This is a genomic window from Listeria valentina (assembly GCF_011800755.1).
Lineage (GTDB): Bacteria > Bacillota > Bacilli > Lactobacillales > Listeriaceae > Listeria > Listeria valentina.
In genome coordinates, this window is sequence record NZ_JAATJW010000019.1 from 23,152 (window position 1) to 39,578 (window position 16,427).

Below are 16,427 nucleotides of genomic sequence, written 5' to 3' on the forward strand. Positions count from 1 at the left end.
AACGCTGGATTTGGTATACAATCTAAAATGAGACTAGAAACAATGAAAATTTATTTGTATTTAAAAAGTGTCAAAAAGTTGTCAAAAATTCGTTTCGGGGTTCTTTTTCATGGGTATATGGGAACTATGTACCATTTATCTGGTTTTTAGGGTTTTTTTGAAGCATTTTTTTTGCTGGATTCTTGAAAAGCCTAAAAAATCAGCTTTGTTTCAGCTACGGCATGTGGTATAATATGAGAAAGTTCACCGATTGAAGGAGCGTTATAAATTGAAAAGTAAACGAGACTATAAGACCCTCGATAAAGTTGTTTATTACAGTGTTATTGAAAAAATCAAGAATGGTGAATTGAAGCCCAATGAACATCTAACGGAAGAAAGACTTTCTAAAGAGCTAGGGGTTAGCCGCTCACCAATTCGGAAAGCTATCACAGCACTTGTTGCAGAAGGCATCTTGGACTACAGAACTTATAGCGGCGTGGTTGTAAAAGACACACTTGTGGATTCCACGCGTTATGTGCAATTACTTGAAGTGGTTGAATTGTTTATTAAGGCAACTCTTGAAAAACTTGAACAAACTGAAGAAGAAATTGATATTGATGAACTTGAAAAATGTATACAATCAATGGACCGTGCTTCTTATTTACGTGATATTGATGAATATATTTTTAATGAACACCAGTTTTTCTTACGTTTGATCAACTACTCTGGAAATCCTTATTATAAGGAAATGACAAAAAAAGTATTTTTCAACATTAATTATTTCTCAGCAGATCCAATCAATCAATTTTCGGAAGAAATGCGGGAACATAATATCAAGCAACTGACTGCTATTGTTGAATTACTAAAAGAACGCCGTTACTTAGAAGCTAGTGATGAAATCAAGACACTCCTCTTAAGCTATGGCGCAAATGCTTTTCGTTAAATTGAAATTTAAAAAGACTACCTCGAAAAATGGAGGTAGTCTTTTTTGTAGTTAATGTAAGACTTTTTCATAAAGGGAGTACCCCTTTTGAACGCCTTTTAAAGTGAAACCAGCTGATTGATAAAGTGCGTTCAGAAAAGGCACGTCGCTTTTCGTATCAAGACGTAATCTTGGAATTTGCTGTGAGCGTGTCAAGCTTTCCGCATACTCGATCATGGCAAGGCTTAAGTGATGCCCGCTAAATGAGCGAGAAACCATTAAGCGGTGTAAATAGCAAGCTTCCGTGCGGCTGTCTTCTTGCCAAAGTGATTCGTCCCAGTCATTTGGCATGTTTTGTAAAATCATTGCTCCGGCAATTTGTTCATTTTGACTGACAAGAAAAACTTCGTCAGCGGTTATTTTTTGCTTGAGCTGATGGACATCTTTTCCTTGTAGCAACTCGTTCCATTGTGTGGAGCCTTTATCTTTTAACCACTGGGCAATCTCAAGCATCAATTTTTGTATGGAAGAAGCATCCTCTGGCGTTGCTTGTCGAATTGAAAAGTGAACCCCACTTGCAAGTAGCTCATTTGTTTTTGTCATTTTCGGTGTCATCTTCTTCTTTTGTTTCTTGCGGGTGATTATCGTCTTGTTCGGCGCGAGAATCACTAGGTTCATCTGTTTGTTCGAATTCTTCTTGGAAATCTGCTTCATAGGGGTCATTTTCTTCTGAATTTTGTTCAACTAAGCTGTACAAGTCATCGTGGAAAATTGCATAAGCCGTTTGTGAATAGGGATAGATGAAAATCGAAACGGCAATCGAAGCGAGAAAACCAAGCAATAAAACGAAGCTTCCGCCAAGAACGGCTCCGAGTGAAACAACAGAAAGACTCCCGCTTTGACCATAATAACTCACATCTGAAAAAGCAGCTCCGGTCCCCATTACGGCGACTCCAATGATAAAAATAGCTGCTGGAATCAGATACCAAAGTAGGAAAGTGAGGGAAAGCCCGAAAAGCTTTCCTTTATAACCATTCATCATATGGCGACTTTCTGTAATGGCATCAAGTGCGGAAATTTCCGGATTGTCACGCAAGATGTAGTAGGTTTGCGAGTAGGAATACATTTTAATAATGCCGGGAACAATCAAGAGTAGCGACCATAGCATGGTAAAGAGTGTAACGAGCACATAAGCTAGTAAAGTTCGACCGAAGTCGTTAAAGCCGCTAAACATATAGCCAACTTCTGGGCGTTCCTTTCGGCTTAAAGAAAGATAGAACCAAGTAACACCGATTGTAAGAGGCCCCACCAAAAGAAAACTAGCAAGCCATCCGAGGATTGGGATAAATCCTAGAATGGAGCCTCCAGCAGCGATGATGAGATAGCTGAGAATAAATACTCCAATGGCAAGTCCCCATTTGCCTTGTAGCGATTCACGTGCAGAACGACGTAGTTCTGAAATGGATTGCATGATATTGTCATCTTCCTTTCTTTTTATAGAGTTTTTGTTAAGTTCTTCCTAAAAATAGCATAAAATGTTCATGAAATACAGTGAAAACGTATTTTTATCCATTTGGCCGATTAATTTTCAAAAAAAAAGGATTGCTTTTTATTTTTTGGGGAAAAGGAAGGTAAGAGTTTCCCAGAGTGGAGGTGGCAAAATGAAAGAGAAGAGCAGACAAGATCTGGAAGACCGTTTGATTGAGTTGCGGCGTGAATATCAAGAACTTATAGCTGATCCAGTAGATTTTGAGGATCCTATGCTTCAAAATGGGCCGATCAACACTTCAGAAATGCGCCTTGACAGCATTCGTCGTGAAATCAAAGAGATTGAAGAACAACTTCGTAAGGATCCGATTGATTAACTTAGGAAAAGATAAAAAATGAAAACGTCCGGCGTCACTTGGGCGTTTTTGTTCCATCTGACAAGAAAAGGAGGAGAGGCGATGAAGCCGATTTTTGCGATTGGAGATGTTCATGGTGAAATTTCACTGCTTGAGAAGATGCTCAAAAACTGGAACAGAGAACGAGAGCAACTTTTATTTGTTGGTGATTTGATTGACCGAGGTGAGAATCCAGGAGCCGTTTTACGACTTGTAAAAAAATTATATGAAGAAAATGATGTGGTCGTTTTGAAAGGAAACCACGAAGCGATGTTACTAGACTGGTTGAAAAACCCTGCCGAAAAGATGAGCTATTACATCAGCCAAGGTGGCATGGAAACGATCCAGTCCCTTCTTCTTGAAAACGTAGATGAGTTTGCAACTCCAGAAGAGTTAGCCAAAAAAATTATGGAAGAGTCCGGTGATTTGATTGCATTTATCGATTCAAGGCCGCTTTATTATGAAATGAATCAATATGTTTTTGTGCATGCTGGAGTTGATTTTAACTCTGAAAACTGGTATGATACAAAACCTAGTGATTTTTACTGGATTCGTGAACCTTTTTTATTTGGAGAAAATCGAACTGGGAAAGTTTTTATTTTCGGGCATACTCCTGTTCAGAATTTACATAGCGATGGATCAAGTCGAATTTGGTTGTCTCAAGATCAAACGAGAATGGATATTGACGGCGGAGCAGTGTTTGGAGGTAGTTTAAACGCTGTTGTCGTGGAAGAAAAGGCAATCACAAAAATCTTCATGGTTTCAAAAGATGAACCCTATCAAAGTGATTGCTCTTAGTTTATAAATAAAGGAAGTGTCACCTTGCGAAAAGCGAAAATTTTTGGTTTGCTAGCCGCCATTTTATTGATTGGTGCAGCAGTGTTTGGCATTTACTTTTGGCAAGTACAAGAAAAAAGCGAGGCAAAGGTAAAAGAAACAATAATTCCAACTGTTTTTGTACATGGCTATAAAGGAACGGCGAATTCATTTGGGCATATGCTAGACCGATTTGGATATGAAGCGGGCGGGAAGAAAATCGCGATGCGGATCGCTGTTACAGAAGATGGCGAACTTGATGTTTCTGGTGAAATCGGAAAATACGAGAAAGACGGAGACTCGGCCGTTCAGATTCTATTTGAAGATAACCGAGCAAGTCTTGCGAAACAAACGATTTGGTTACAAAAAGCAATGCGATATTTGCGAGAACACGAGCAAGTCAAGACGATTAATTTTGTTGGACATTCAATGGGCGGCTTAGCGATTTTAAGTTACTTAGAAAAGACACCCACCGATGCGGCTTACCCGGTTCCACAAAAATTTATTGCGATTGCAACCCCTTTTGCCGGAATTGATAAAGCGAGTTATTTTAAATTGCAAAAAGATCCGGCCGCGCAAGATTTAAAAGCGGGTTCAGCGGCTTTGCAACTCCTTGTAAAAGAAAAAGCAAGCATCCCTAAAAACATCCAAGTTTTAGCGGTTGCTGGAAATAGGGACAATTCAGGCTCCGATGGCTTAGTTAAAGTGAGCAGTGTCTTCTATGCGAAAACCTTTTTTCCAAAAGGAGCCTATCAAGAACGAATCGTTGCAGGACCTGATGTGACACATAGTGGACTTCATGAAAATGCAGAAGTAGATACGCTTGTCAGCCGATTCTTATGGAACTTACCAGATGGTATTAAAGGCGACAGTGATGCCAATCTCGATACCGTTCCAAATGCTAAAAAATAAACAAGATACCGTAAAAAAACACCTGCCACGTTCGGCAGGTGTTTTTTAGTTTAATAATAAGGAGCCATGAAGAGATAAACCAGTACGCCTGTGAAACTGACATAAAGCCAAATTGGCATCGTCCAGCGTACAATTTTTTTGTGTTTTTGAACTTGCATCGTCCAGCCCCAAACAAGAGCGAATAAAGCCAGTGGCACAACAACAGCTGCAAGAAAACTATGTGTCACTAAGATGAAGAAGTAAAGCGGACGAATAAATCCAGTTCCACCAAAAGTATTTGGCTCAGAAGACAAAAAGTGGAAGCTTAAATAAGTGACGAGAAAGAGAAGTGTAGAAGTAAAAGCAGCTAAAATGAAGCCGCGATGAAGTTTGATATTTTTCTTTACAACAATCGCCCAAAGCGCAATTAACAAAAATACAAATGTAAAACTGTTAAAAATAGCATTCATGCGCGGTAAAATTGTTAAGTCGAAGTGAACCGTTCCCTGATAGCCGATCGGCGAAAAGAATAACAATAAGATGATAACAACAGCAACCGCCGAAAAAATCATAATCGGCCAAAAATAATTTTTATCCGATGTCGATTTTGAAAGCTTTTCTTTATTTTGCTCCATAATTATGTATTTCCCCCTTAAAATAAGATCTCCTTTATTATACATGAAATAACTGACGCAAGAAATAAAAAAAGCGAAATCAAACTTGATTTCGCTTTTTTAGGTAAGCTTTCGCCTATTTATTTAATTCGTTTTTCAGCTTGATTATAAGCACCGTGCCAAACTGGGCCGATAAATTTGTTTAAAGCAAAACCATTTTGAATTGCAGCCGTCACAAAGTCCTTTGCTTTTTGAACAGCTTCAGGAACAGTCATTCCTTTAGCAAGTCCCGCTGTAATTGCTGCAGCAAATGTACAACCAGCACCGTGGTTATAATCAGTATCCACTTTTTCTACTTCATAAATCGTGAAATCCTTGCCGTCGTAAAGAAGGTCAATCGCTTTGTTGCTTTCAAGCGCCTTTCCACCTTTGATAACAACGTATTTAACGCCAAGTTGGTTGATTTTTTCAGCAGCACGCTTCATGTCCTCAACTGTTTCCAGTTTTCCAAGCCCAGAAAGCTGACCGGCTTCAAATAAGTTTGGCGTTGTCACAGTCGCAACTGGAAGAAGTAAATCACGAATGGCTTCCGCGTTTTCAGGCTGAATAAGTTCATCTTCCCCTTTACATACCATAACCGGATCAATCACTACATTTTTGAGTTGATACTGATCTATTGCTTCCCGTGTGGCCCGAATAATATCCACAGAACCAAGCATCCCCGTTTTCATCGCGTCTACTGGACCGCCAGAGAGGATGGTTTTAAGTTGCTCACGAACAAGTCCCGCATCAATCGGCGTTACCCCATGCGCCCAGTTGTTATCCGGATCCATCGTTACAATCGTTGTGATTGCGCTAAAACCGAATGTACCATATTCTTCAAACGTCTTTAAGTCAGCTTGAAGACCAGCTCCACCACTTGAATCAGAGCCTGCTACTGTTAACGTTTTTTTGATTGTCATTTTTGTTCCCTCCAAATTAGTTCTTAGGAATTGGTTTCGAGCATTTTATAGATGGCTGCTGCAACACCATTTTCATCATTTGTCGTCGTTATAAATTTGGCTGCTTTTTTTACTTTATCTTCCGCATTTCCCATCGCAACACTATATCCAGCCATCTTCAGCATGGAAATATCATTCATGTTGTCACCGATTGCAAAAGTCTCCTCTAGTGAAACACCAAGTTTTTCCACGTAATATTGCAGTGAAATTCCTTTTTGCGCTTCATGATTTGTGATTTCAATGTTATCCGAAAAAGAGGAAGTAATCGCCAGTTCATTCGAAACATTTAGTGCTTCGCGGGCTTGTTTTAAAACGTCAGGATCCGAGGAAAAAGTAATGAATTTTAAAATTTTCATTTCGTCATTACTGAAAATCCGTTCAGGATCTTTAATTTCATGAATGTTTTTCGCCTCAAAACGGTCTTCAATTTGTTCCGTAATCATTTGGACAGTTGATTCTGGATGGATTTTTTGAAACATCTCAATCATAAAAGCTTTGCCTTTTTCACGATCGACAGTAACCGGACCAATGTTAGTAAAAATCTCGGTGTACATACCTAAGTCAGTCAAAATTTGAAAGGTCTTCTTGGCAAGATCTTTGTCGATAACATGTTGCAATTGAATTTTTCCGTGTTCATCACGAATTTCAGCGCCGTTCATGCAAATCGCAGGTGCAAATAAACCAGCTTCATTGATAAGACGCATAGCATCATCATACATTCGTCCCGTACAAAGGACAAAGTGGATGCCTTTTCCGCGTGCATATTCAATGGCTTTGACATTTTCTTCCATCACACGGATATCAGAATTTAAAAGTGTTCCATCCATGTCAGAAGCAATAACTTTGATCATAAATAAGATTCCTCCTGTGTTTTCCTTGACCCTCCACTAGCATAGCACTTTTTGAGGAAATTTGCAGTTTTCTTGTACGAAAAGGAAGCTTTTTGCTTCGTTCCATGAATTTCGTTATAATGAAAGGAGCAAAATTGGAAGCGGGGTTGTGTGGATGAAAACTGAGGTGGAAAAAATGATCGCGGGAGAATTTTACGATCCGTCAGATCAGGAATTGGTTTATGCAAGAAGACGAGCTCGCAAGTTAACAAGAGAAATCAATGAAACGCTTGACCCGAAAGTAAGAGCTGAACTGTTAAAACGATTGTTTGAAAAAACAGGGAAAGAATTGAATGTAGAGCCTTGCATTCGAGTTGATTATGGTTCAAATATTTCTGTCGGCGAACATTTTTTCGCTAACTTTGATTGTGTGATTTTAGATATTTGTAAAGTAGAAATTGGAGATAACTGTATGTTCGCACCTGGTGTACATATTTATACGGCAACGCATCCGCTTGATCCTGTTGAACGGAATCGGGGCTTGGAGTTTGGAAAGCCTGTTTCAATTGGAAACAATGTTTGGATAGGTGGGCGAGCAATTATTAACCCAGGCGTGACGCTTGGCGATAATGTCGTTGTAGCATCTGGCGCGGTCGTTACTAAAAGCTTCGGCGATAATGTAGTGATTGGCGGTAATCCTGCTAAAATAATAAAGGAAATTCCTGGAGGTTAAACAAGTGGAAATCGATACACAAGTCCTTTTCAAAAAGATGGAAGAGGAGCTAAATTTGGCAAGAGAAACTTCGGACGAAACGGAGCGTAAAATCCACCTAGGGGCACTAAAAGTTCTAGCAGAAGTGCTTTTAACGGACAAAACGGGCAAGAAAGCGGCGGTGCCAGAGGATAAGATTTGGGAAAAAATGACGGGCACGCGTCCGCCGCAAACTCAAAAGGAAAAAAGTGAAAAAATGGATTTCGATGACGGAGCGAATGGCGAGTCATTATTTGATTTTTAGAAGGAGTGGAGCAGCATGAAAAAAGTATTGATCACAGGCGGGATTTTTGCGATGCTTTGTGTGGCAATTGGAGCTTTCGGGGCTCATGCATTAAAAGATATTTTAGGAACCAGTGCATCAACTTTCGAAACAGGAGTTCAGTATCAAATGTTTCATTCAATTGGCATTTTAGTTTGCGGCTTATTATTGATGAAAGAAAATAGTCGATTGTATACCGCCGCTGCTGTGCTATTTTCAATCGGGATCATTTTGTTCTCGGGAAGTTTATATACCCTCAGCATCACGAAAATTTCGATTTTAGGCATGATCACTCCATTTGGAGGCGTTGCTTTTCTAGCTGGTTGGTTGTGTTTAATCATTGGTGCAGCACGGTGCAGCACGGCAAAGCTCATTTTTTAGTAGGTATTGAAAAAAAGAAATTTATCCGTTTTGTAACTTTAATTACATAAATCTGTTTAATTGTTATCGGATATTAATGTTTTTGTAGTACAAAAAAACGGTTTAAGTGAAAAAAAACGGGTAAATAAACAGTAAGCAACGATGGCCTTATTACTTTTTCTCCCTTTTTAGTAGTGGGTCATCCTTTCTTACCTTAAACTCCCTTTTTGTTTGGCGCTTTCCCTCGATTGGTAAGCGTCTTTTTTTGTGCATTTTTTAGGTTTAATCCCTTCAAAAATCCCCGCTATTAAAAATTTGATCTTTTTGCTTCTGGTCTTGAACTGAACTCTAAAAATTTTTAAACTCGGCATATTGCTGTATAGACACATTTCCTCTTAAGTGATATAAATTTAGAGTGTTTCTCCTATTCAAGAAAAACTAGATAACCAAAAGGACAACTCACTTTTACTTACTAACGTTTGTTCAAAAAGAATTTACTGGATTGTTTGATTCTTTTTAGGTTATTTTCGTAATCCTGTTCAAGTATGATTTTGAATAATTCATCAAGTGCATAAAGAAGAGCATTTCGGGAAAGGGTCGGAATTTCTTTAAACAAGAGTGGATCATCTTCTAAGATGCCTAAGCTAAGTTCGATATCCGCGTGTTTTGATAAGCTTGATTTCACACCATTTGTAAGTAATATCTTGCAACACTCACTAGGTAAAAGCGGTGTTGCAGAAAGAATCTCCTCGCATTCGCCGCTGTTTGAAATCATTAGTACTACATCTCCATCTTTAATGATGGGTAAATTACGTATTTGATCTTCAAAAGAGGTGAAAAAAACAATTTTACTTGGCGCGATTTTATGCATTTTGAAATAAAAGTCTTTTGCGGGAATTTGAGACATTTGGTAAGCAAGAAGGTAGATTTTTTCTGCTTGATATAGTTTATCTGCCACTTGCTTGAAAGAGCTGCTTTGCTTGATTTTATTCACTGCCGTATAGGGAATCATGAAAGAAGATAAGTCTTCACGATTATTTAGAAACTCATATTTCATCTCGGAATAGCCTTTATAACCTAAACGTTTTGAAAAATTGATAATGGCACTTGGGGCGCTTCTTGTAGCTTTTGCAAGTTCCCGAACATTTAATTTTTCAATTTGTTCCGGTTGCCTGAGTAAAAATTTAGCAATATCTTGCTGATTGGCTGTAAGTGATTCGTAGGATCTTTTGATTCGACCTAGTACTTCGTTCATGTTTAGACCTCCGATTTTTTGAGAACAAATTCTCAAATTTAAAATTATTATTGAAAAAAAATTCTTTTGCAGTTAAACTCTAACATGAAAGCGCTTTTATGTCAATTTAACTTGGAGGGATAAAAATGAAAAAAATTGTGGGGGTAACCGCTTGTGCCGCAGGGATTGCACATACGTATATGGCACAAGCGGCACTCGAAAAGGCAGCTGAAGAACTCGGTATAGACGCAAAAATTGAAACACAGGGAACGATTGGAACAGAGAATGCGCTAACTGAAAAAGAAATTGCAGAAGCCGACCTTGTTATTATTGCTTCGGATATTGCCATTGATAAATCTCGTTTTATCGGTAAAAAGTTATTTGAAACTGATACAAACCATGCACTCAAAGATGCTTCGACTTTGTTGAGCGAAGCCATGGAGAAAGCAACGATTCACGGGGGGAAAGGAACAAAAGTAGGCGGGAAAATGGAAATTGGGACTTCATCGAATAAATTTGTCCAATATCTAATGTCTGGGCTCTCCGATATGATTCCTGTCACGATTGCTGCTGGTTTACTTCTTGCGATTGCTAATACGATGGCCTTCCATCCAGATCCTAATAATGCAAATCTAGTTGTTTGGGGATTTAGCGATACGGCAAGCGGTGAATTTTTCTCCAAGTTATTTGATTTAGGTAAAGTCGGTTTCACCTTAATGATTCCAATTTTTGCTGCTGGGGTTGCCCGAGCAATTGGAGATAAGCCAGCTGTTGCTCCAGCATTCATTGCAGGCTATATTATCAATGATCCGAAATTTCTAGGAGCTGAAACAGGAGCTGGATTTATCGGAGCCATTTTAGTCGGCTTTGGTGTTGGGTTTATGGTGAAAGCACTGAAAAAAATTAAATGGCCTGAGCTAATAAAACCGATTGTTCCCATTTTAATTATCCCTGTTATAGCCACCTTTATTTCTTTTGTAGTAATTTATTATTTGATTGGACAACCGATTGCAGGGCTGATGAATTCTTTGTATAGCTTTATTAATGATTTAACGCTAAACAATGCTGCAGCACCAATCATTTACGGAGCAGTTCTAGGTGGAATGATGGGTGTCGATATGGGTGGTCCTATCAATAAAACAGCTTTACTTGTTTCTTCTGCTATTTTTGTTGATACGATGAATCAATTTGGACCAACAGGTGTCAATGCCATTCCTCAAGCGGCTACAGGAGCAGCTATTGCCGTTGCACCACTCGGAGCGGGCATTGCTACGCTTTTATTTAAAAAATATTTCACCACAGAAGAGCGAACACTCGGCTCATCGGCTTTAGTTATGGGCATGGTCGGGGTTACAGAAGGAGCGATTCCATTTGCTGCTGCCCATCCATCGCTTATTATTGCAAACACCATTTCTTCTGCAGTATCAGGTGCACTTGTTGCATCGATGGGTATTCAGTTTTATGGAGGAGTTGGTTCTCCTTTAGGCGCTTTTGTTGGTTATACAACAGGTCCTGAAATGTCTTGGTTACTCTGGATAGTTGCTATTTTATTTGCGGCTTTCTTAAATGCGTTACTATATCGCTTCCTGCTTAGAAAACGAAAAAATGAATTACAACAGGTTGGATAATTGAAATCTTTAGTCGAATTTGGAGGGGTTCAGAAGATGAATGAAATTTTTGCGGAAGATAATATCTTTTTTGTAGAGGAAACACTGACAGATAAAGATACGTTTTTGAAGATTGTTGCAGAAAGGGCAATGGAAAAAGGACTTGTTTCTTCAAATGAAGCATGTCTCAAAGGCTTGTTGGAAAGAGAACAGCAACAAACAACCGGCTTCCAAGAAGGATTTGCTATTCCTCATTGTAAAAATGATACGGTTTATTCTCCTAAATTAATGTATTTTAAAACAGCCCCAATTCCTTGGGATAGTTTGGATGGGAATCCGATTACTGATTCCTTTGTGTTATTGATTCCAGAAAAAGCTGCTGATGAGCACTTGAAATATTTAGCGCTTTTGTCTCGAGCCTTAATCGATGATGAGTTTCGTTCTGGAATAAAGGCTAGCCAAACAAAAAATGAGATTTATCAATTGATTTGTAAGAAATTGGGGGTGAAGTGAGGTGAAAAAGAAGGTTCATGTGGTAAGTCATTCGCACTGGGATAGAGAATGGTATTTTACGACGATGGATGCGCTTTTGCTAAGTGATAATTTATTTTCTGATGTTTTATCGGAGCTTGAAAAAAATTCTGAGGCGAAATTTTGTCTTGACGGGCAATCTTCCATTGTTGATGATTATCTTGAGCTTCACCCTGAAAAGCTTGAGACAATTCAAAAGCTAGTGGAAAAAAAACAGCTAACTATTGGTCCTTGGTACACACAAACAGATGCTTTTTTCGTTGGGGAAGAATCTTTTCTTCGCAACCTTGCGATTGGCATTCGGGATTCCAAACGCTACGGAGAGGAAATGAAAGTTGGTTATTTACCAGATACATTTGGATTTAATGCGCAAATGCCAACGCTTTTACAAAACTGTGGAATTGATAATATTGTTTTTTGGCGGGGGCTCAATCTTGAAACACAAGTCCAATCACCTTATTTTATTTGGAAAGGTTTAGGTGAAAAGAAAATTATTGCGGCGAATCTTGTGGATGGATACGGAACGGCTGCTTTTTTAAATGATTCTGAAGACTATCTCGAAGAGCGTTTACTTCCTGCATTAAAGCGGATTGAAAAATGGACGGATAACGAGAATCTATTGCTTCCATCAGGTGGCGATCAGCTTGAAATCATTCCAAACTTACCAGAGACGCTAAACCGTATAAATAAAAAGGTCGATTATTATTTGTTCCAAAGCAGTTATGAAGACTTTTTAGAGACACTTAGAAAACAAACGGACTTACCTGAATACCAAGGTGAATTTAGGGAACCTTGTACAACAAGAGCGCATAAATCCATTGGTTCTGTACGCTATGATATTAAGAGGTTGAACTATTTAATAGAGCAAAAGTTAACCAAGCGCGTAGAGCCGCTACTTGCGATTGCGAAAGCACATGAAATAGAGCTTTCAACCGAATTACTCATTAAATCGTGGAAGAAACTCCTTGAAGGACATGCGCATGATTCGATGGGCGGCTGCGTATCAGATGACGTAGCAAAGGACATTTTACACCGAATGAAGGAAGCAAATGAGTTAGCGAGCGGATTTGAAAATTATTTGTCGAAGCGTTTGTCAGAGAAACTTGGATTAAATGCGAATCAAGTGATTGTCTTTAATACGACGTCAAAGGCCTTTCACGGGTACAAAATAATTGATTTTCTGGCTCCGGATAAAATGATTCGCTTTAAAGGAGAACGAGAAGCTGTTATATTGAATGAAATCTATTTTGAAGGAAAAGATAATCTTTTGCTAGAAACACCAGAAGGCCCTAAATATATCAATGAAGATCCTTATTATCGTCTATTTGTTCTAACAAATATTGAAATTCCAGCAATGGGATTCAAAGTTTTAGATATCGAAAAAGCAGAGGAGCCGCTTTCAGAGCTTGAAGCAGTCTCAGGGAAAGAAATCCAAAACAAACATTACCTGATTCAAGAAACAAAAACTGGACTCTTACTAAAAACCAGTGAGGGTACGGAAATCGAGAACTTCTTAACATTTGAAGATACTGGGAATAATGGAGATACGTATGATTTTTCACCATTAGAAACTGAAAAGCCTACTTTACTTGGATTAAAAGTAGATGCAGTGAAAAAATCAAAATTAGTTGAAATCATGTATTTATCGGGAGACTTTCAATTGCCGAAAGACCTCGCGGCAAGATGTGGAGAAACAGATGAAACTGGCAAACTTAAAATGAAGCTTGAAATTGAACTTCGTCAAAACAGTTCGGTTATTCGATGCAAATTAATTGTTCAAAATGAGATTTTAAGCCACCGTTTGCGCGTAGTCATTCGTACACAAGTAGAAAATCGAAACTCTATTGCTTCTTTGCCATTTGGATTTATTACACGAGAAAATTTGCAAGGAGAACTCAAGGATTGGCATAAAAGGTATGTAGAATACCCGATTGACTTAGAACCGTTTGATAAAAGTGTTTCAGTTTTTGACGAGGAGAAAACTATAACGGCTTTCGGAAAAGGAATTAAAGAATATCAATTTCAAGAATCCAAACTATACTTAACCCTGTTTGCAAGTACCAGTCAGCTTGGGAAGCCAAACCTGTTATACCGACCAGGGCGTGCCTCTGGGGACACTACCAAAAAGGGGCATATAATGATGCCAACACCTTTAGCGGAACTTCTAGGAGAATTGGAATTTGAATTCGCCTTCTCCGTTCAAAAGGGCACATTTGATTCATCTTTAGTTTCAGAAGATCAGCAAGAATATGTGGATGAATCTATGTGTTATCAAAATCAAATGCTAAACAAATTTATTCACCGATTAGACAATAAGATCCAAACTCATCAAGAAAAAGAAGAGACGATTCAGGAATTTTCGCTTTTACAAAGTGAATCAGAGTCTTGGGACAGCACATTTATGCCATCATTGTATGACAGAAACGCCTTTATTTTACGACTGAAAAATCCGACAGAACGAGTTTTATCCATTGGTAGCTTGGACACATCAAAATTTAGCAAAGTATGTTTTGTAAACGTACAAGAGCAACCGCTACAAGAAAAGCGGGAGATTGCTCCATATGATTTTGTCAGCATCAAATTATGGCTATAGAGCATTGATCAATTTATGGAGGAGTTGAAAAGAATGGCTGATCTTGTGTTTGATCTTGGTGGAACAACAGTGAAACAGGCATTAGTAAACAGTTCAGGAGAATTTTCTTTCAGAAAAGTAGAGTCAACTCCTCGTAATTATCTCGATTTGCTCGATTATCTGGAAAGGGCTTCACGTAACCATCAAGTAGCTCGTGCCATCGGACTTAGTGTTCCAGGAATTTATGATCCGATGAAAAAGATTCTTACAGGTTCTTCCGCCATTTCATATGTTATCGGAAAACCACTTGTTGCAGATCTTCAAAAACGAGTGAAAAAACCCGTTTTTATTGAAAATGATGGGAACTGTGCGCTTCTTGGAGAATTATGGCTAGGGAGGGCTAAGGGCATTCAAAATGCGGCGATGTACGTTATTGGTTCTGCTGTTGGAGGCGCGATTGCAATTCATGGCAATATTTTACACGGAGCTAATTTAAATGCCGGAGAACTTGGTTATGAGTTAATTGCGAATAATCCTGCTGATGCTTCTTTTCAGTCGCTCGGAGGACGAATTGGTTTCAATGCCGTTTTAAATGAGGTAGAACATCGATTTGGCTTAGAAAAAAATGGGGAAATTTTATTTGAAGTGATGAAACAAAATCAAGAAGTGAAAGAGTTTTATCAGCAACGAATGGATTATTTGGCTGCTAGTATAATCAATTTACAGTACATCTTAGATCCAGATATAATTCTAATTGGAGGGGCTGTTAGCGAAAATCCATTTTTTATCCAAGTGTTGCAAGATTCGCTTGAACGGATTTTGAGGCATCGACCCCATCATAAGGTTCACCCTAAAATTTCACCAGCGCAATTTTTCAACGATGCAAACTTACTGGGGGCAAGCTATCATTGCCAAAAGGAGTTGAGGCGGTTAAATTGCTAGTTACTGGTATTTAAAAGATATGAAGGTGTTTTTCTTTGGAAAAGTCTCTCCTTAAATAAACAGACTACCCGTTTTTAAGGGTAGTCTGTTTATTATCTACGAGCTATGAAGTTAAAACTTTTTTCGTTGGTTTATCTGCTGCTCCGTTTTTGTACCTTCAATTTGTTTAGTTAGGACATTTATTAATAAATTGATATCAATTTGGTCGGCGAGTAAAGTTTTAATATGGGCATTAAACTGATCTTCAATTTTTGTAGCTTCTTTTAAAATTGCTGCACCTGAACGGGTGAGATGAATTGCGGATTTTCTAACATCTTTAGGGTTTACTTTTTTAACAACATATTCTTTATCAATTAGTCGCTGAACAATGCGGCTTGGACTATCAGAACCACAAATTAAAAGCTCACCAATCTCGGAAATGGAAAGACCATCTTTAAAAGAGAGTATTTTTAGTACTTCATTTTGGCTAGGCGTGATCTGCAAAGAAGCGAGCATTTTACGATAAATGTCTTCTCCTTCTCTATCCGCAGCTTTAATCAGGTATCTAAGCTCTTCTATCTTATCCATTTGTGAGTCCATTCCTTTCTATTGTTTCAGTTGCTTTTTCATTATACCATAAACAAGATTTACCATTCTATTTCTGGTAAGTAAGCGGGGAAGGATGCTACTCGTAAAATAATTATTGAAACCATCAATTTTGGATATTTTATTTTGTTTTAAAGCTTTGACACTTGCTTGAACCACGCCTTCTGGTGTTCGCAAATTACCATACGCAACGCCACCACTTGCAGAAAAGAAATTAGTATCCGTGGCACCCGGTGAGAAGGCAAGTACTTGAACATTTTTATCTCGGCATTCCAAGCTGAGCGCTTCTGTAAAAGATAAAACAAAGGCTTTCGTTGCTGCATATACAGCCATTGTTGGAATTGGATGATAGGCGGAACTGGAAGCTATATTAATAATTTGCCCGTGATTTCTTTTAATCATGCCGTCTAAAAAGAGTTTCGTCAAATCAAACAAACTCGTTGCATTTAGCATGATTTGTGTATGTTGCAAAGAAAAATCCGTGTCATAAACATTGCCACTCGTAGCAAAGCCAGCACAGTTTATTAAACGATCAATAAGTAAACCCTCCCTCGTAAAATATATTTTAGAAAGATAAATGATCTTCCCTAAATGTTTCATTTCTTTTCCTTACGGAATAAGTTTCG

General features: G+C 38.4%; 19 protein-coding genes. 11 read left to right on the forward strand and 8 right to left on the reverse strand.

From position 1 onward, the window contains the following. The first annotated feature begins 268 nt into the window (after window positions 1–268). Window positions 269–922 carry a GntR family transcriptional regulator gene (locus HCK02_RS06500; RefSeq protein ID WP_167629273.1) on the forward strand — a complete coding sequence of 218 codons (654 nt, stop codon included), beginning with the start codon at window positions 269–271 and terminating at the stop codon, window positions 920–922. Between the two features lie 51 nt (window positions 923–973). Here the strand turns inward: HCK02_RS06500 and HCK02_RS06505 are convergent, their stop codons facing one another. Together HCK02_RS06505 and HCK02_RS06510 are read right to left on the reverse strand one after the other, a co-directional pair. Further along, window positions 974–1,504, reverse strand: coding sequence for a GNAT family N-acetyltransferase (locus tag HCK02_RS06505; protein WP_167629274.1), 531 nt, complete (start codon window positions 1,502–1,504; stop codon window positions 974–976). Then, window positions 1,488–2,372 (reverse strand): DUF975 family protein, encoded by an 885-nt coding sequence (locus HCK02_RS06510; protein ID WP_167629275.1) that lies wholly within the window; start codon window positions 2,370–2,372, stop codon window positions 1,488–1,490. Before HCK02_RS06510 ends, HCK02_RS06505 begins: the two co-directional genes overlap by 17 nt. Window positions 2,373–2,562: 190 nt before the next feature. Here HCK02_RS06510 and HCK02_RS06515 point away from each other — a divergent pair, with 190 nt between their 5' ends. From HCK02_RS06515 to HCK02_RS06525, 3 genes are all read left to right on the forward strand, one after another. Beyond that, window positions 2,563–2,766, forward strand: coding sequence for an Lmo0654 family protein (locus HCK02_RS06515; RefSeq protein WP_167629276.1), 204 nt, complete (start codon window positions 2,563–2,565; stop codon window positions 2,764–2,766). An 81-nt stretch (window positions 2,767–2,847) separates the two neighbouring features. Then, the gene (locus HCK02_RS06520) at window positions 2,848–3,582 is read left to right on the forward strand and encodes a metallophosphoesterase (protein ID WP_167629277.1); all 735 of its coding nucleotides are present in this window, start codon (window positions 2,848–2,850) and stop codon (window positions 3,580–3,582) included. A 24-nt stretch (window positions 3,583–3,606) separates the two neighbouring features. After that, a complete protein-coding gene (locus HCK02_RS06525) occupies window positions 3,607–4,512 on the forward strand; it encodes an alpha/beta hydrolase (protein WP_167629278.1) in 906 nt (301 codons plus the stop codon). Between the two features lie 50 nt (window positions 4,513–4,562). Here HCK02_RS06525 and HCK02_RS06530 read toward each other — a convergent pair whose 3' ends face one another. The 3 genes from HCK02_RS06530 to HCK02_RS06540 form a co-directional block, all read right to left on the reverse strand. Continuing rightward, on the reverse strand, window positions 4,563–5,126 hold the full coding sequence (locus HCK02_RS06530) for a DUF420 domain-containing protein (protein ID WP_167629279.1): 564 nt from the start codon (window positions 5,124–5,126) through the stop codon (window positions 4,563–4,565). Between the two features lie 119 nt (window positions 5,127–5,245). Next, window positions 5,246–6,067: a pyridoxine/pyridoxal/pyridoxamine kinase gene (gene pdxK / locus HCK02_RS06535; protein ID WP_167629280.1), complete on the reverse strand. Its 822-nt coding sequence runs from the start codon at window positions 6,065–6,067 to the stop codon at window positions 5,246–5,248. Window positions 6,068–6,090: 23 nt separating this feature from the next. Further along, window positions 6,091–6,957, reverse strand: coding sequence for a Cof-type HAD-IIB family hydrolase (locus tag HCK02_RS06540; protein ID WP_167629281.1), 867 nt, complete (start codon window positions 6,955–6,957; stop codon window positions 6,091–6,093). A gap of 154 nt (window positions 6,958–7,111) precedes the next feature. On the opposite strand from HCK02_RS06540, the gene HCK02_RS06545 reads away from it, so the two are divergent. From HCK02_RS06545 to HCK02_RS06555, 3 genes are read left to right on the forward strand one after another with little or no spacing between them, the layout of a single operon-like run. Beyond that, a complete protein-coding gene (locus HCK02_RS06545; RefSeq protein ID WP_115753734.1) occupies window positions 7,112–7,669 on the forward strand; it encodes a maltose acetyltransferase domain-containing protein in 558 nt (185 codons plus the stop codon). 4 nt (window positions 7,670–7,673) lie between these two features. Beyond that, window positions 7,674–7,952 (forward strand): YwdI family protein, encoded by a 279-nt coding sequence (locus HCK02_RS06550; protein WP_167629282.1) that lies wholly within the window; start codon window positions 7,674–7,676, stop codon window positions 7,950–7,952. Window positions 7,953–7,967: 15 nt separating this feature from the next. After that, window positions 7,968–8,351: a DUF423 domain-containing protein gene (locus HCK02_RS06555; RefSeq protein WP_167629283.1), complete on the forward strand. Its 384-nt coding sequence runs from the start codon at window positions 7,968–7,970 to the stop codon at window positions 8,349–8,351. 451 nt (window positions 8,352–8,802) lie between these two features. On the opposite strand, the gene HCK02_RS06560 is transcribed toward HCK02_RS06555, so the two are convergent. After that, the gene (locus tag HCK02_RS06560) at window positions 8,803–9,585 is read right to left on the reverse strand and encodes a MurR/RpiR family transcriptional regulator (RefSeq protein WP_167629284.1); all 783 of its coding nucleotides are present in this window, start codon (window positions 9,583–9,585) and stop codon (window positions 8,803–8,805) included. 125 nt (window positions 9,586–9,710) lie between these two features. Here HCK02_RS06560 and HCK02_RS06565 point away from each other — a divergent pair, with 125 nt between their 5' ends. Genes HCK02_RS06565 through HCK02_RS06580 form a run of 4 tightly spaced genes read left to right on the forward strand, consistent with a single transcriptional unit; the run spans window position 9,711 to window position 15,216 of the window. Continuing rightward, window positions 9,711–11,192, forward strand: coding sequence for a PTS fructose transporter subunit IIC (locus HCK02_RS06565; protein ID WP_167629285.1), 1,482 nt, complete (start codon window positions 9,711–9,713; stop codon window positions 11,190–11,192). Window positions 11,193–11,228: 36 nt separating this feature from the next. After that, the gene (locus tag HCK02_RS06570) at window positions 11,229–11,684 is read left to right on the forward strand and encodes a PTS sugar transporter subunit IIA (RefSeq protein ID WP_167629286.1); all 456 of its coding nucleotides are present in this window, start codon (window positions 11,229–11,231) and stop codon (window positions 11,682–11,684) included. 1 nt (window position 11,685) lies between these two features. Then, window positions 11,686–14,295: a glycoside hydrolase family 38 N-terminal domain-containing protein gene (locus HCK02_RS06575; protein WP_167629287.1), complete on the forward strand. Its 2,610-nt coding sequence runs from the start codon at window positions 11,686–11,688 to the stop codon at window positions 14,293–14,295. Between the two features lie 33 nt (window positions 14,296–14,328). After that, window positions 14,329–15,216: an ROK family protein gene (locus HCK02_RS06580; protein WP_167629288.1), complete on the forward strand. Its 888-nt coding sequence runs from the start codon at window positions 14,329–14,331 to the stop codon at window positions 15,214–15,216. A 111-nt stretch (window positions 15,217–15,327) separates the two neighbouring features. Here HCK02_RS06580 and HCK02_RS06585 read toward each other — a convergent pair whose 3' ends face one another. Together HCK02_RS06585 and HCK02_RS06590 are read right to left on the reverse strand one after the other, a co-directional pair. Next, window positions 15,328–15,783 (reverse strand): MarR family winged helix-turn-helix transcriptional regulator, encoded by a 456-nt coding sequence (locus HCK02_RS06585; protein ID WP_167629289.1) that lies wholly within the window; start codon window positions 15,781–15,783, stop codon window positions 15,328–15,330. A gap of 18 nt (window positions 15,784–15,801) precedes the next feature. Beyond that, complete coding sequence (locus tag HCK02_RS06590) at window positions 15,802–16,401, reverse strand: SDR family NAD(P)-dependent oxidoreductase (protein ID WP_167629290.1); 600 nt, start codon at window positions 16,399–16,401, stop codon at window positions 15,802–15,804. Window positions 16,402–16,427: the final 26 nt, after the last annotated feature.

Excerpts from the sequence above, each read along its gene's own strand:
- HCK02_RS06530 (WP_167629279.1), bottom strand. The coding sequence starts at position 5,126 with ATGGAGCAAAATAAAGAAAAGCTTTCAAAATCGACATCGGATAAAAAT.
- HCK02_RS06545 (WP_115753734.1), top strand. The coding sequence starts at position 7,112 with ATGAAAACTGAGGTGGAAAAAATGATCGCGGGAGAATTTTACGATCCG.
- HCK02_RS06555 (WP_167629283.1), top strand. The coding sequence starts at position 7,968 with ATGAAAAAAGTATTGATCACAGGCGGGATTTTTGCGATGCTTTGTGTG.
- HCK02_RS06560 (WP_167629284.1), bottom strand. The coding sequence starts at position 9,585 with ATGAACGAAGTACTAGGTCGAATCAAAAGATCCTACGAATCACTTACA.
- HCK02_RS06570 (WP_167629286.1), top strand. The coding sequence starts at position 11,229 with ATGAATGAAATTTTTGCGGAAGATAATATCTTTTTTGTAGAGGAAACA.
- pdxK (WP_167629280.1), bottom strand. The coding sequence starts at position 6,067 with ATGACAATCAAAAAAACGTTAACAGTAGCAGGCTCTGATTCAAGTGGT.
- HCK02_RS06520 (WP_167629277.1), top strand. The coding sequence starts at position 2,848 with ATGAAGCCGATTTTTGCGATTGGAGATGTTCATGGTGAAATTTCACTG.
- HCK02_RS06510 (WP_167629275.1), bottom strand. The coding sequence starts at position 2,372 with ATGCAATCCATTTCAGAACTACGTCGTTCTGCACGTGAATCGCTACAA.
- HCK02_RS06585 (WP_167629289.1), bottom strand. The coding sequence starts at position 15,783 with ATGGATAAGATAGAAGAGCTTAGATACCTGATTAAAGCTGCGGATAGA.
- HCK02_RS06590 (WP_167629290.1), bottom strand. The coding sequence starts at position 16,401 with ATGAAACATTTAGGGAAGATCATTTATCTTTCTAAAATATATTTTACG.
- HCK02_RS06565 (WP_167629285.1), top strand. The coding sequence starts at position 9,711 with ATGAAAAAAATTGTGGGGGTAACCGCTTGTGCCGCAGGGATTGCACAT.
- HCK02_RS06580 (WP_167629288.1), top strand. The coding sequence starts at position 14,329 with ATGGCTGATCTTGTGTTTGATCTTGGTGGAACAACAGTGAAACAGGCA.
- HCK02_RS06505 (WP_167629274.1), bottom strand. The coding sequence starts at position 1,504 with ATGACAAAAACAAATGAGCTACTTGCAAGTGGGGTTCACTTTTCAATT.
- HCK02_RS06540 (WP_167629281.1), bottom strand. The coding sequence starts at position 6,957 with ATGATCAAAGTTATTGCTTCTGACATGGATGGAACACTTTTAAATTCT.
- HCK02_RS06515 (WP_167629276.1), top strand. The coding sequence starts at position 2,563 with ATGAAAGAGAAGAGCAGACAAGATCTGGAAGACCGTTTGATTGAGTTG.